At 71.0% G+C, this 13,496-nt stretch carries 10 protein-coding genes; 6 read left to right on the forward strand and 4 right to left on the reverse strand.

The window, feature by feature from the left end:
* Positions 1-27: 27 nt before the first annotated feature.
* Positions 28-1,356 carry an enolase C-terminal domain-like protein gene (locus ACZ5VQ_RS39165; protein WP_469109234.1) on the forward strand — a complete coding sequence of 443 codons (1,329 nt, stop codon included), beginning with the start codon at positions 28-30 and terminating at the stop codon, positions 1,354-1,356.
* A 106-nt stretch (positions 1,357-1,462) separates the two neighbouring features.
* On the opposite strand, the gene ACZ5VQ_RS39170 is transcribed toward ACZ5VQ_RS39165, so the two are convergent.
* Entirely contained in the window at positions 1,463-3,370 is a 1,908-nt protein-coding gene (locus ACZ5VQ_RS39170) for an acyl-CoA dehydrogenase family protein (protein WP_469109169.1), read from the reverse strand.
* A gap of 253 nt (positions 3,371-3,623) precedes the next feature.
* Here ACZ5VQ_RS39170 and ACZ5VQ_RS39175 point away from each other — a divergent pair, with 253 nt between their 5' ends.
* From ACZ5VQ_RS39175 to ACZ5VQ_RS39185, 3 genes are all read left to right on the forward strand, one after another.
* Positions 3,624-4,418 (forward strand): ScbR family autoregulator-binding transcription factor, encoded by a 795-nt coding sequence (locus ACZ5VQ_RS39175; RefSeq protein ID WP_469109170.1) that lies wholly within the window; start codon positions 3,624-3,626, stop codon positions 4,416-4,418.
* Positions 4,419-4,469: 51 nt separating this feature from the next.
* Complete coding sequence (locus tag ACZ5VQ_RS39180; RefSeq protein WP_469109171.1) at positions 4,470-5,771, forward strand: cytochrome P450 family protein; 1,302 nt, start codon at positions 4,470-4,472, stop codon at positions 5,769-5,771.
* A gap of 94 nt (positions 5,772-5,865) precedes the next feature.
* Positions 5,866-6,588, forward strand: a complete 723-nt coding sequence (locus ACZ5VQ_RS39185) for a ScbR family autoregulator-binding transcription factor (protein ID WP_469109172.1) — start codon at positions 5,866-5,868, stop codon at positions 6,586-6,588.
* Here the strand turns inward: ACZ5VQ_RS39185 and ACZ5VQ_RS39190 are convergent.
* From ACZ5VQ_RS39190 to ACZ5VQ_RS39200, 3 genes are all read right to left on the reverse strand, one after another.
* Positions 6,566-7,234: an NADPH-dependent F420 reductase gene (locus ACZ5VQ_RS39190; RefSeq protein WP_469109235.1), complete on the reverse strand. Its 669-nt coding sequence runs from the start codon at positions 7,232-7,234 to the stop codon at positions 6,566-6,568. The two genes, ACZ5VQ_RS39185 and ACZ5VQ_RS39190, sit on opposite strands and share 23 nt — an antisense overlap.
* A gap of 142 nt (positions 7,235-7,376) precedes the next feature.
* Positions 7,377-9,062: an IclR family transcriptional regulator domain-containing protein gene (locus ACZ5VQ_RS39195; protein ID WP_469109173.1), complete on the reverse strand. Its 1,686-nt coding sequence runs from the start codon at positions 9,060-9,062 to the stop codon at positions 7,377-7,379.
* A 214-nt stretch (positions 9,063-9,276) separates the two neighbouring features.
* The gene (locus ACZ5VQ_RS39200; protein WP_469109174.1) at positions 9,277-10,575 is read right to left on the reverse strand and encodes a M6 family metalloprotease domain-containing protein; all 1,299 of its coding nucleotides are present in this window, start codon (positions 10,573-10,575) and stop codon (positions 9,277-9,279) included.
* A gap of 265 nt (positions 10,576-10,840) precedes the next feature.
* Here ACZ5VQ_RS39200 and ACZ5VQ_RS39205 point away from each other — a divergent pair, with 265 nt between their 5' ends.
* Positions 10,841-11,485, forward strand: a complete 645-nt coding sequence (locus tag ACZ5VQ_RS39205) for a TetR/AcrR family transcriptional regulator (RefSeq protein WP_469109175.1) — start codon at positions 10,841-10,843, stop codon at positions 11,483-11,485.
* Between the two features lie 158 nt (positions 11,486-11,643).
* Positions 11,644-13,179 carry an MFS transporter gene (locus ACZ5VQ_RS39210; protein WP_469109176.1) on the forward strand — a complete coding sequence of 512 codons (1,536 nt, stop codon included), beginning with the start codon at positions 11,644-11,646 and terminating at the stop codon, positions 13,177-13,179.
* Positions 13,180-13,496: the final 317 nt, after the last annotated feature.

Genomic DNA, 13,496 nt, shown 5'->3' on the forward strand with positions numbered 1-13,496 from the left:
CAAGGGACTTCGACCCGCATGAGCTTCCTGAGCCAGCCGACCGTCACCCACTTCGCCGTCTACCCCGTCGCCGGCCGCGACTGCATGGAGTTGAACCTCTCCGGCGCCCACGGCCCGTACTTCACCCGCAACGTCGTCGTCCTCAAGGACTCCGAGGGCCGTACGGGACTGGGGGAGGTGCCTGGCGGCGAGAAGATCACCCGGACCCTCCGCGACTCCGAGTCCCTGGTGGTCGGCGCGAGACTGGGCGACTACAAGCGGGTTCTGCGCGAGATCGGCGCCCGCTTCGCCGACCGCGACTCGGGCGGACGCGGCGCCCAGACCTTCGACCTGCGCACCACCGTCCACGCGGTCACGGCCGTCGAGTCGGCGCTGCTCGACCTTCTCGGGCAGCACCTCGACGTACCGGTCGCGGCCCTCCTCGGCGACGGCCAACAGCGGGATTCCGTACGGGTATTGGGCTATCTCTTCTACGTCGGCGACCCCGACCGCACCGACCTGGAGTACGTCCGGGAGCGCGACTCGGACGTCGACTGGTACCGCGTCAGACACGAGGAGGCCCTGACGCCGGAGGCGATCGTCCGCCAGGCCGAGGCCGCCTACGACCTCTACGGCTTCCGGGACTTCAAGCTCAAGGGCGGCGTCCTGGCGGGCGCGGAGGAGGTCGAGGCGGTACGCGCGCTCAAGGCCCGCTTCCCCGAGGCCCGTATCACCCTCGACCCGAATGGCGCATGGCCACTGAGCGAGGCGATCGAACTCTGCAGGCCACTCGTCGGCACCCTCGCCTACGCCGAGGACCCCTGCGGGGCGGAGGGCGGCTACTCGGGCCGCGAGATCCTGGCCGAGTTCCGCCGGGCCACCGGCCTGCCGACCGCGACGAACATGATCGCCACCGACTGGCGTCAGATGACCCACGCCCTCGCCCTCCAGTCGGTCTCCATCCCGCTGGCCGACCCGCACTTCTGGACCATGCAGGGGTCTGTGCGGGTGGCCCAGCTGTGCAACGCCATGGGGCTGACCTGGGGCTGTCACTCCAACAACCACTTCGACATCTCGCTCGCCATGGTCACCCACTGCGGTGCCGCGGCCCCCGGCGACTACAACGCCCTCGACACCCACTGGATCTGGCAGGAGGGCCTGGAACGCCTCACGGTCGACCCGCCCCGCATCACCGACGGCGAGATCTCCGTTCCCGACGCCCCCGGCCTGGGCCTCGACCTGGACATGGACCGCCTCCTCGCCGCCCACGACCTCTACAAGGAGAAGGCCCTCGGCGCGCGGGACGACGCCACCGGAATGCAATACCTCATCCCCGACTGGCGGTTCGACCCCAAGCGGCCTTGTCTGGTCCGCTAGGACCAAGGGGGTTCGCAGACGCACAACAATCCGCGCACCCCCAACCCCCCTCAGTACACCCCCAACCCCCCTCAGTACACCCCCACCTCCCAGTACACCCCACCCCTCAGTACACCCCCGCGACCGCCACCTCCACGGCGCCCGCTTCCTCCTCCCAGTCGGTCTCGTCCCCGCCGACCGACCCCCCGCTCGCTATCGGAATGCCCGACAGCACCTCCGCAGGCAGGTCGAAGGCGTCCACCAGAGTCATGAGATGGGGAGCGAGCTCCCCGACCACCGTGTCGACGGCCTTCGGCAGGGCCCGTACGTGATCCGGCGTCAGCCGTCCCTCGGCGAGCAGATCCCCCGTGTGCTCGCCGAGTTGCTTCAGCAGGAACAGCCGGCACAGGCTCCGCATCAGGAAGGCGGCCCGGGGGTCCTCCACCCGCGAGGAGGCGGCGAGGAAGGCGTCGGCGGCCTGGAGGCGGGCATGTGCGGAGACCATCTCCAGGGCGGCGTCCGAGGTCACGTTCCAGCGGCCGACCGGGTCGCCCGACGGGCCTTCGCGCAGGGCCGTGCGGGCCCGGTCCTGCCAGATGCGCTCGGCCTCGGCCAACAGGTCGCGCAGGAAGGGGAGTTCGGTGAGTTCCCGGCCCTCGGGGTCGCCGGACTCGCCGGCCCGCACGCCCTGGTGGCCGAAGACCATCTCGGAGGCGGCCTTCACCCAGATCACCAGGTTGTCGCCCTCGGCGGTGATGCCGCCCTCGATGTTGAGGGGGAGGTCGGCCAGGCCGTTGGCGGGGAACAGGCCCTGGGCGCCGCAGCGTTCGCGGCACTCGGTGGTGATCGCGCGGGCCTGCCAGGTGATCCAGCCCTTGGCCACGGCCACCTCGCGCTCCACCTCGGCCCGGTCCTCCTCCGCGTGCACGGCGAACCGGCTCACCAGCGAGCGGTGCAGGAACGTCATCGCGTACGCCGTCGCCAGTGCGTGCAGCAGCCGGCCGTGGTGGCTGCGGTGGGCGGCCAGCGGAATGCGCTCGCCCGCCTTCGGTCCGGCCAGGAAGCGGCTGTGCGCGTACCGCACCGCGATGGTCAGCGCGGCCCGCGACATGCCCAGCGTGCCGGCGCTCATGCACAGCTTGCCCATGGTGACGCGGTTGATGGAACGCAGCAGCCGCTTGCGCCTGTTGCCGAGGGTGCTGGCCAGCGTCCCGTCGGCCCCGAGCCGCCCGTGCTCGGCCTCCAGGAGCGCCTCGCGCGGCAGCCACACCCGGTCGAACGAGGTGAGGCAGTGGTCGACCGGGGTGCCGGTGCGCTGGGGGAGCGGCCGGACCCGTACTCCCGGGAGGTGGCCGTTCTCGTCGCTGAGCGGGGTCAGGAAGAGGAAGGTGCCCTGGTCCTCGCCGTCGACGACGAGGCGGGCGGCGACCACCGCCGTCTTGGGGCCGCCGGTCAGGCTGGTGTTGGGCATGAACTTCCGCGCGCCCGGCGTGGGGGTGGTGAGGTGGAAGCCGCCGGTCGTGCGGTCGAACACCGCGACCGTCTCCATCGACGCGACATCGTTCCCGTGCTCCAACTCGGTGCAGAGAAACGTTCCTGTACTCCGGAGCGAGGTGAACGCGGACAGGTCCCTGCCGCGGCCGCCGTCGTGGTCGAGGACGCTCCCGAGGAACAGGTTGTAGTGGATGCTCGCAAGCGTGGTCAGCCCGCCGTCCACCGGTCCCGTCCACTCGTGCAGCCCGGCGAGGCGGTACGGATCGGCCGCAAGCTCCACCGGATCACCGGCCGCGTCGTTGAGGAGCCGCAGCCGCTCGTACGAGAGGGCCGTCCGCTCCTCGGGCGGCAGCCCCGGGCGGTACGCGAACTCCTTGCCGGAGACGAGCCGACGCCAGACCCCGTGCACGCGTTCGCGATCGGCGCCCTCGAAGAGCAGTTGGGCCAGCTCGTCGGCGACGGGGTGGGTCTTGGTGTGTGCGGGCACGGCCATCGAACTCCCCTGGGTGTGGGAACCGGTCAGGTACGAACCACTGCGCATCGAAGATACGTACCAACCGGTTTTGTTTTCAAGGGTGCTCAGGAGGCGAAGGCGCTTACTGGGGGAGCCCTCGGGGGGCGCTCACGGCGCGGCAGGGGCTTCGGTGCAGCTCACGCGGGGGCCACGAGGTCGATGTGGGTGAATCCTTGAGAAACCGTTCAGCTGGTTTTATTCTGGGCCGCGAGGTCGCAGCTGCCCGGTACAGACCTCATGGTCTCTTTTCCCGATGAGCGGGATGGTACGGAGGTTGTTCGTGGCGCGGCAAGAGCGGGCCATTCGGACGCGGCGGGCGATTCTCGTCGCGGCCGCCGAGGTGTTCGACGAGGTCGGATACGAGGCGGCGACCATCTCGGACGTCCTCAAGAAGTCGGGCATGACCAAAGGCGCCCTCTACTTCCACTTCACATCCAAGGAAGAGCTCGCCCAGGCGGTCCTCGCGGCGCAGGTCGAGTCCCTGCCTCGGGTGCCCGAACAGGAGCTGAAGCTCCAGCAGTCGCTGGACGAGGCGCTGCTGCTCGCCTATCTGCTCAAGCGGGACACGGGTGATCCGATCGTCCAGGGCAGCGTGCGGCTGACCGTCGACCAGGGGTCGCCCAAGGACCACCTGAACCGGCGGGTGCCGATGCGGGCCTGGCAGGACCACACCCAGGCCCTCTTCCAGGAGGCCAAGGCGAAGGGCGAGGTCCTGCCGCACGCCGACGTGGACTCGCTCGCGAAGCTGTTCGTAGGTGCCTTCACCGGCGTACAGGTGCTGTCGCGGATCATGACCGGCCGCGCGGACCTGGCGGAGCGGGTGGCCGATCTCTACCGGCATCTGATGCCGTCGATCGCGGTGCCGGGCGTGCTCGTCCGGCTGGACTTCACACCGGAGCGGGCGGCGCGGATCCACCGCGAGGCCATGGAACTGCGCGAGGCGGAGGCGGCCGAGACCGAGGCGGAGGGCGACCTGGAGGACGGCCGCCCGGAGGCGGACATCGCGGCCGGCCCGCAGGCCGGTGCCGGCACCGGGGCTGAGGCGCCCGCGGGGGTCGCGACCGCCGCTCAGTGAAGCGCCCTCGCGTCGGGGGCGTGTCGACGACCGACCGAACGGAGTGCACGGATGGACATGCCTGCTTGCCCGTACGCGCTGGACGTGACGGGGCGCGATCTCGCCTCGGAGGCCGAGAAGCTGCGCTCGCGAGGGCCGGTGGCCGAGGTGGAACTGCCGGGCGGCGTGGTCGCCTGGGCGGCCGTACGGCAGAAGTACGTCAAGCAACTCCTGCTGGATCCAAGGGTGTCGAAGGACGCCCGGCAGCACTGGCCCGCCTTCGTCGAGGGGCGGATAGGCCCCGAGTGGCCGCTGTATCCGTGGGTCGCCAACGAGAACATGCTGTTCGCTTATGGGGATCACCACTCCCGGCTGCGGCGGCTGGTCGCGGGCGCGTTCACCACGCGCCGGAGCGAGGCCCTGCGGCCGCGGATCGAGGAGATCACGGCCGGGCTGCTGGACGAGCTGGCCGCCGTGCCCGCCGGTGAACGGATCGATCTGCGGGCCGACTTCGCCAGGCTGCTGCCGATGCGGGTCATCTGTGAACTGTTCGGGGTGGCGGAGGAGGCCCGCGAACCCCTGTGCGCCGCACTGGAGTTGGTGTTCGGCACGGCCGTGCCGGCCGAGCGCATGGCCGCCGCGCAGATCGAGGTCTTTGGGATGCTCGCCCGGCTGGTCGCCGAGAAACGGGCCGAACCGGGCGGCGACCTGACGTCCGCGCTGATCGAGGCCCGCGACCAGGACGAGGACGGCGGGCTCACCGAGGAGGAACTCCTCGGCACCCTCTACCTCATGATCGCCGCAGGTCAGGAGACGACCTGCACGCTCATCACCAACGCCGTCGGGGCCCTGCTCGCCCACCCGGAACAGCTCGCGCACGTCCGCGCCGGCCGGGCCACCTGGATGGACGTGGTGGACGAGACGCTGCGTATGCACAGCCCGGCGGCGTACTCCCCGATGCGGTTCGCGGTGGACGACATCGCACTGGGGAACCCCGCACCGGCCGACGGCGAGTCCGTTGGCGAAAACGACGGCGAGCCCGACGGCGTGCTGATCCGCAAGGGCGACCCGATCCTGGTCTCCTTCGCCGCCGCGTCCGGGGATCCGGAGGCGTACGGGGACGACGTCGCCGTCTTCGACCTGCTGCGCCCGGGCCGCCGCGAGGACCTGGCCTTCGGGTTCGGGGTGCACCGGTGCCTGGGGGCGCCGCTCGCCCGGATCGAGGCGAGCGTGGCGCTGGCGGGGCTCTTCGACCGCTTCCCCGGGCTGTCCCTGGCGGCGCCGGTGGACGGCATCGAGCCGGTGGAGTCCTTCATCGTCAACGGTTACGGGTCGCTGCCCGTGCTCCGGGCCCAGCAGGAGCAGGAGCAGTAGCAATCGCAATGCCCCGACAATAGAAACCGCACGTGCGGTTTGTTATCGTGATGGCGCCTCTCTGGCACGCCCCTCGCAGCAACGGAGCGCTCTGATGGCCCAGCAGGAACGCGCGGTACGTACGCGCAACGCGTTGATCGAGTCGGCGGCCGAGCTCTTCTGCAAGGACGGCTTCGACGTCGTGTCCCTGTCCACGATCAGTGCCCGGGCCGGGGTCAGCAACGGCGCGCTGCACTTCCACTTCGCCAGCAAGGCGGCACTGGCCGTGGCGGTGTGGGAGGCGGCGGCGCAGCGGCTCCGGCGGATCACGGTCGAGGGCCGGGCGAGGAGCGAGGCCGCCGTGAGCGCCGGGGGTACCGGGGCCACCGGTTCCGGCGGGTCCTTGCAGGTGCTGGTCGACACCACGCACGCGCTGCTCCGGGGTCTGCGGCACGACGTGATCCTGCGGGCCGGGTTCGACCTGAGCGAGAGCCCGGTGCCCGTGGCGGCCGGGGCGGATCTGCGGCGGCGGTGGCAGACCTGGGTGGAGGGCGTACTGGCCGAGGCGGCCCGCGAGGGCGCGCTGGCCCGTGACGTGTCGCCGCAGGACGCGGCCCATGCCGTGGTCGCGGCCACCGTGGGCTTCGGGGCCCTGGGCAGCCGGAACGCGCAGTGGCTGTCGCAGTCCATGCTGACCCGCTTCTGGGCGCTGCTGCTGCCGCGGCTCGCCACGGAGGCGGCGCTCAAGGGGCTGGTTGCCTCTGGGCGGCGGGAGGGAACGGCGGGGGTCGACGGCGTGCCCCCGCCGTTCCGCGTCACGGCCCGCTCGGGAGCGTGACGACGTCGATGTTGAAGGTGTGGCTGCCCAGGCCTTCCGCGATGCCGATGAAGAGCAGGGCGAAGTGCTCCTGACCGCGTGCGGTGCCGATGCCGCCGAGGTCCAGCTGTGAGGCCGCGGACCAGCCGAGGTCGGTGAGCAGCCGACCGGTGAGCCGCTTGGCCGCCGCGCTGTCACCGGACAGGAAGACGGTGCTCCGGCCCTCAAGTGAGCCCGGCCGGACCATCACCGAGGCGTCCATCGTGCACAGCGTCTTGACGACGGGCGTCTCCGGGAACGCCTTCTGGATCAGCTCTCCCAAGCTGCTGTTGGGGTGCGAGAGCTCGGTGAAGTCGTCGGACAGGCCGACACCCACGTCGACGAGCGTCCTCCCGGCGAGAGCCGCCGCCCCGACCGTACCCAGCAGCTCCACGGACACCGTCCCCGGAGTCGCGTTGACCACCACCTCGGCGTCCGCGACCGCCGCGTCGAGCCCCACGACGGTGAAGCCCGCCCCCGTCACATCCGTTCGCTCCTCCGGTCTGCGTGAGCCGAGCACGACGTCGTGCCCCGCGGTGGACCAGCCTGCTGCCAGCGCACGGGCCACATTGCCCGTGCCGAGAATTCCGATACGCATGCGGCCGACGCTAACTGCCTTGTGTCCCAAGGGGATCGGGCCCGCGGACCAGGTGTCACCGGTACCTGAGGCGTAGGTCCGGGGCGGCAAGGACACCCCCGACCAGCCCCCACGACCCGCAGATGCCCACCTGCCCCGAGTCGTGCTCCCGCAGGCCCCGGGCGCCCGTCGGCTAGGCGACCGGCACCCGGGCGAACCGCCCCGCCACCCGTAGATCCCCCTCGATCCGCCCGGCCGTCGCGGCCAGCTCCGGCAGCACCTCACCCACACACTGCTCAACCGTCCGCCGCGAGCTGTGCATCGCCACGTTCACGGCCGCCACGACCCGCCCCGTACGATCCCGCACCGGAACCGCGATCGACCGCAGCCCCTCCTCCAACTCCCCGTCCACCAGGGCGTATCCGGCCTCCCGGACGTGATCGAGGACGGCCGCGAGAGCACCCGGGTCCGTGACCGTGTGCGGGGTCAGCGCGTCCAGGCCGGTCGGAAACGGGTCCCGCCCGGCGGCGGTGAGGCCGGCGAGCATCACCCGGCCCAGAGAGGTCGCGTAGGCGGGGAAGCGCGTACCGACGGTGATGTTGACGCTCATGATGCGGCTGGTGGCGACGCGGGCCGTGTACTGGATCTCGTCGCCCGCGAGGACCGCGAGGGACGCCGAGTCGTGCAGCCGGTCGGCGAGTTCGGCGAGATGCGGGGCCGCGATCTGCGGAAGCGTCGTACGGGAGAGGGGCGGGAAGCCGAGGGCCAGGACGCGCGGTGTCAGCGTGAACGTCCGCCCGTGGGCGGTCACCTGGCCCAGGTGCTCCAGAGTGATCAGCGCACGCCGGGCCGTCGCCCGCGCGAGCCCGGTGGCCTGCGCGACCTCGGTGAGCGTCAGCTCGGCCCGGCCCTCGCCGAACGCAGTGATCACGGTCAGTCCGCGGGCCAGCGACTCGATGAACTCCCGGCCCAGTTCATGCTTCGAGGCTCCGGTCCAGGTGGCGAGTCCGGCGGGTGTGGCGGGCGTGGCGGGCTGCTGGGCGGGGGCGTCCCGCAGATCCCGTTCCATCGCGCGCACGGTCGCCCGCAGCCTGGGCAGCAGGGTGTCCCGCAGGGAGCCGGCAGTGTGCCTGCTGGTGTGGCTCACCACGCTCACCACACAGGCGATACGCCCACCGCGATCCCGTACGGGGACGGAGAGGGCGACCAGGCCCGGCTCGATCAACTGGTCGTCGAGCGCCCAGCCGCGGGCCGCCGTCTCACGCGTCCGTTCCTCGAACTCCTCGTCCCCGGTGGGGTGTTCACGCGGCGGTACGGCGGGAAAACCGTGGTCCTCGGGATCGGCGGCCCGCCGTTCGCGCCAGCGCGTCCAGTCCTCGTCGGTCCACTCCGTGGCGAACAGCGGGCCCGGCGCGGTCCGTTCGGCCGGGAGCAGATCGCCGATGCGGAAGCTCAGCGACATCGCGCGCCGACGGGTCGCCTGGTGGATGAAGCGGATGCCGTCCCGGTCGCCGACCGCCAGCGACACCGACTCGTCCAGTTCGTCGGCGAGCGCGTCGGCCCGCCCGTCCAGCAGCCGGGGCAGCCGCAGCGCGCCCAGATAGGCGTTGCCCAGCTCCATCAGCCGCGGCGTGAGCACGGCGTCCCGTCCGTCGAGACGTACGTATCCCATGCGGGCCAGCGTCGCCGCGATGCGGTCCACCGTGGACCTGGCGAGGCCGGTCGCCCTCTCCAGGGCGCTGAGACTCGACGTACCGCCTGCCTCGGTGAGCCGTTGCAGCACGGTGATGCCCCGCATCAGCGGGGCGACCGCCTCGACGGGTACGACTGCGGGGCCGACTGCGTCGGGCCTGGCGGGTGTGAGGTGGGTCGGTGGCATGGCTCCCCATTACGGTGTGCGAACCACGGTAATGAATGCGGGGGAACGGTCGTGCCGAAGCTGCGGGCCGCCCGTGGCTGGTCGCGCCCACGCGGCGGAGCCGCACGTGTCACAGTCCCGCGCCCCTGAAGGGGCACGGCCGTCTGAAGGGGCACGGCCGTCTGAAGGGGCACGGCCGTCTGAAGGGGCGCTGCCCCGCCCGCCGGCCCCCGGCTCACGAATCCGCCTGGCGGTCTCGGGTCACGTACACCTGGTGGTTGCCCTTGGAGTCGGTGCCCGCGACCGTGATGCGGATGCCGGTTCTGAGGTCCTTGAAGTACTGGCCGGGGGAGAAGGTCGCGTCGGAGAGTTCGGCGTGGACGTTCGGGCTGCGGGTGCAGCCGCCGCTGTCCTTGGTGGAGTCGATCACCGTGATCGGGCCCCGGCCGGTGTCGACGGTCGCGTCGACCTTGTAGATGAGCACGCCCGTCTTGCAGACCGCCTCGTCGTTGCCGGCCTGGGTGCGCAGCTCGACCGCGTACCCCGTCTTCGAGTCGACGGGGACGAAGACCAGTTTGCCGCCGGTGCCGGGCTCGGCCAGCGGGGTCAGGACGTGCTCGGTGGTGCCGGCCGCGGCCGCGCAGCCGACCTGGGCGTCGTCGAGCCAGCCGAGCTTCCACTTGTGCCAGCCCAGCAGGTCGTTGTCGGCCCCCCAGTCCTCGCTCATGATGTCCCAGTGCCCGACCGCGGCGCCCCCGTCCTGGGTGTAGAGGTCTGGCAGCCCGAAGACATGGCTGTTCTCGTGGGGGAGCACGCGGTAGCCGGTCTCGTCGTACGAGCCGGAGCCGTCGTCCTGGCGGCTGTAGACGAAGGACGCGTTCGCCACGGGCACCCCGTCCGCGACCGGTGCCTCCGTGTTGGCCGCGAAGGTCACCGACAGGACCGTGTCGAGGGCGGAGGGGCCGGCGTTCGGGGTCATCAGGACGTTCAGCAGGTCGTACTCCCGGAAGTCCACCTTCGGATCGGCCGCGGCCACGAGGTCCTGGACCAGCTTGCGGTAGCCGGGGTCGAAGGGCGCCCCGCGTTCTATCCCGTACTCCTCGAAGGACTTGGGCATCCGCAGCCAGCCGCCTATCGGGGTCTCGGGGCGGTAGTCGAGGCGGCCGTACGAGCTGGTGCGGAACCAGTTGGTGGTCTGCGGGAAGAACTCGCCGAAGCGGTCGAGCGCGCTGCCCTGGCCGGGCGCGTCGGAGAAGTCGACCATCAGGTTCAGGGCGCGGACGGTGCCGGTGGACCGCGAGTAGCCGGCCGGGGTGGGTATGCCCTCGGACATCTGCACGCCCATCGAGCCGCTGATCATGCAGGGACCGAGAGGGGAGGAGCGCGCCAGCGCGACGGGTCCCGCAGCCGTGGTGGAACCGGTTGTCAGATGTCCGGTCCCGGCCGAGGTGCTGACCGTCAGGGTGAGGACGGTGACCGAGGCGAAGGCTGCGGCGCGGCGGCGCGGGGATATCCGACGGCTGGTCGGCTGCATGCAGGGGCCTTTCGCTCCAGGCAGCCGGCCGGTGTGGCTGCACCCTGTTCGATCACCCTGTGCCGCCGGATGCGAGGGCGCGCGCTGGAGGAGCCCGATCGTGGGTTTCCTGCTCGCGGGAGCCCTCCGAGAGGTGTGACGCGGGTCACATGGAATCTCTTCGAGGTTGGGAAATAACTGGGGATCGTTTCCCCGTTTAGCCATGTGTCCGAGCGAAACGGGGAGTCGATCCCCGGATCGCGCCCACCGGCTCAAGGAGTACGCCGTGGAGACCGCAGTCCGCGTACAGCACAAGGTGACCCGGCCGCGCGCCGACGCCCTGCGCAACCGGGAGCGGATCGTCACCGCCGCCCGCGTGATGTTCGTGGAGTTCGGCCCCGACGTGCCGCTCGACGAGATCGCTCGCCGGGCCGGCGTCGGCAACGCCACGGTGTACCGCAACTTCCCGGACCGTGACGCACTGGTGCGGGAGGTCGTCTGCTCGGTCATGGACCGTACGTCGGAGGCGGCCGAGATCGCGCTCGCCGAGACGGGCGACGCGTTCGAGGCGCTGTCGCGCTTCGTGCACGCCTGTGCCGACGAGCGGCTCTCGGCCCTCTGCCCGATGATGTCCAGCACCTTCGACCAGCACCACCCGGACATGGAAGCGGCGCGTGAGCGGATCGAGGAACTGACCGAGCGGCTGATGGAACGCGCCCGCGAGGCCGGACAGCTCCGACCCGACGTGGGCGTCGGCGACCTCATGATCGCCGTGGCCCAGCTCAGCAGGCCCCCGGCCGGCACCGCGGCCCTGTGCTTCGACCGGTTCGTCCACCGCCACCTGCAGCTGTTCCTCGACGGTCTGCGGGCCCCGGCCCGATCCGAACTGCCGGGTACGACCGCGACCATGGAGGACCTGCGCAAACCCTGACCGATGACTTCCGCCCCTCGCGGCGGTCCGTACCAGCGATGACCCGACCAGTGCTCGCGTAACCCCACTTACGCACCGAACCTTCCGGCCGTCACCGACGACGCGCCGCGCTCCCTTACTGCCTTTTTTCGATCCGAAGTCCCGAAGTGGGTACCTCCATGTCTGAAACAGTCCAGGCCGCCGCCGACAAGGCGCAGGCCCCCGATCCCAACCGCTGGAAAGCGCTGACCTTCATAGCGCTCGCCCAGCTCATGGTCGTGCTCGACGCGACCATCGTGAACATCGCGCTGCCCTCGGCCCAGCAGGACCTGGGCATCTCCGACGGCAACCGGCAGTGGGTCATCACGGCCTACGCCCTCGCCTTCGGCGGACTCCTCCTCTTCGGCGGCCGGATCGCCGACATCTGGGGCCGCAAGCGCACCTTCGTCACCGGCCTCATCGGCTTCGCCGGCGCCTCCGCCCTCGGCGGTGCCGCGACCAACGAGGCGATGCTTCTCGGCTCCCGTGCCCTGCAGGGTGCCTTCGGCGCACTGCTCGCCCCCGCCGCGCTCTCGCTGCTCGCGGTGATGTTCACCGACTCCAAGGAGCGCGCCAAGGCGTTCGGCATCTACGGTGCGATCGCCGGTGGCGGTGGCGCCGTCGGCCTGATCCTCGGCGGCTTCCTCACCGAGTACCTGGACTGGCGCTGGACGTTCTTCGTGAACATCCCGTTCGCGGTCGTCGCCGCGGCCGGTGCGTACTTCGTCATCCGTGAGCCGGCCGGCCGCAACCGGTCGCCGCTCGACATCCCGGGTGTCGTCCTGTCCACCGTCGGTCTGGTCTCGCTCGTCTACGGCTTCACCCGCGCCGAGTCCGAGGGCTGGGGCGACTCCATGACGATCGGCCTGTTCGTCGCGTCGGCGGTGCTCCTCGCCGCCTTCGTCCTCGTCGAGTCCAAGGTCAAGGCCCCGCTGCTGCCCCTGCGCGTCATCACCGAGCGCAACCGTGGCGGTGTCTACCTCTCGCTCGGTCTCGCGATCATCGCGATGTTCGGCCTGTTCCTCTTCCTGACCTACTACCTGCAGATCGTGAAGGGCTACTCGCCGGTCAAGACCGGTTTCGCCTTCCTGCCGATGATCGCGGGCATGATCGCGGGCTCCACGCAGATCGGCGCCCGGCTGATGAACCGCCTCCCGGCGCGTCTGCTGATGGGCCCGGGCTTCCTGGTCGCCGCGGCCGGCATGCTGCTGCTGACCCAGATGGAGATCGGCTCCTCGTACGCGGCCCTGCTCCTGCCGGCCATGCTGCTGCTCGGCCTCGGTATGGGTACGGCGTTCATGCCGGCCATGTCCCTGGCCACGCTGGGCGTCGAGCCGCGTGACTCCGGTGTCGCCTCCGCGATGGTCAACACCTCGCAGCAGGTGGGCGGTGCGATCGGTACGGCTCTGCTGAACACGATCGCCGCGTCGGCCACCACGGCGTACGTCAAGGACCACATCGCCGGTGCCACCACCCAGCCCCAGCAGCAGCTCGTCCAGCTGCAGGCCCAGGTGCACGGCTACACCAACGCGATCTGGTTCGCCGTCGGCATCCTCGTCGTCGCCGCGGGAATCGCCTTCACCTTCATCAACGCCGGAAGCCCCGACGCCACCGCGGCCGCGGGCTCCCTCGAAGGCACGGAGGACGACGTGAAGGTCCCGGTCATCGTCCACTAGGCGCTCCGCTGGGGGGGCGCGGTCAGGAAACCGCGGGTGCGCTGTGGCTGGTCGCGCCCACGCGGCGGAGCCGCAAGTCGACAGCCCCGCGCCCCTGACGGGGCCGCCCCCAGCAAGCCACTTGGCACGACCGGACCTGCACGAGGTCACCCACTGACCTCGTACGTATGCAGGGGTGGGGACGCCTTCATACGTACGAACCGGGATCTGCCCCGGCTCCGAGAGCGGTGGAGCCGGGGCAGATCCATGTCCCGGGGCTGCGGGCTGGGGCCCGCGATGGGCCGCGTGAGCGGCTTTTAGGGGCGCGGGGAACTGCG

This window comes from Streptomyces sp. NPDC033178 (assembly GCF_055577685.1).

What these genes read in the sequence shown, in the direction of transcription:
- ACZ5VQ_RS39210 (WP_469109176.1), top strand. Translation starts at nt 11,644, where the DNA reads ATGTCTGAAACAGTCCAGGCCGCCGCCGACAAGGCGCAGGCCCCCGAT.
- ACZ5VQ_RS39180 (WP_469109171.1), top strand. Translation starts at nt 4,470, where the DNA reads ATGGACATGCCTGCTTGCCCGTACGCGCTGGACGTGACGGGGCGCGAT.
- ACZ5VQ_RS39200 (WP_469109174.1), bottom strand. Translation starts at nt 10,575, where the DNA reads ATGCAGCCGACCAGCCGTCGGATATCCCCGCGCCGCCGCGCCGCAGCC.
- ACZ5VQ_RS39185 (WP_469109172.1), top strand. Translation starts at nt 5,866, where the DNA reads ATGGCCCAGCAGGAACGCGCGGTACGTACGCGCAACGCGTTGATCGAG.
- ACZ5VQ_RS39170 (WP_469109169.1), bottom strand. Translation starts at nt 3,370, where the DNA reads ATGCGCAGTGGTTCGTACCTGACCGGTTCCCACACCCAGGGGAGTTCG.
- ACZ5VQ_RS39195 (WP_469109173.1), bottom strand. Translation starts at nt 9,062, where the DNA reads ATGCCACCGACCCACCTCACACCCGCCAGGCCCGACGCAGTCGGCCCC.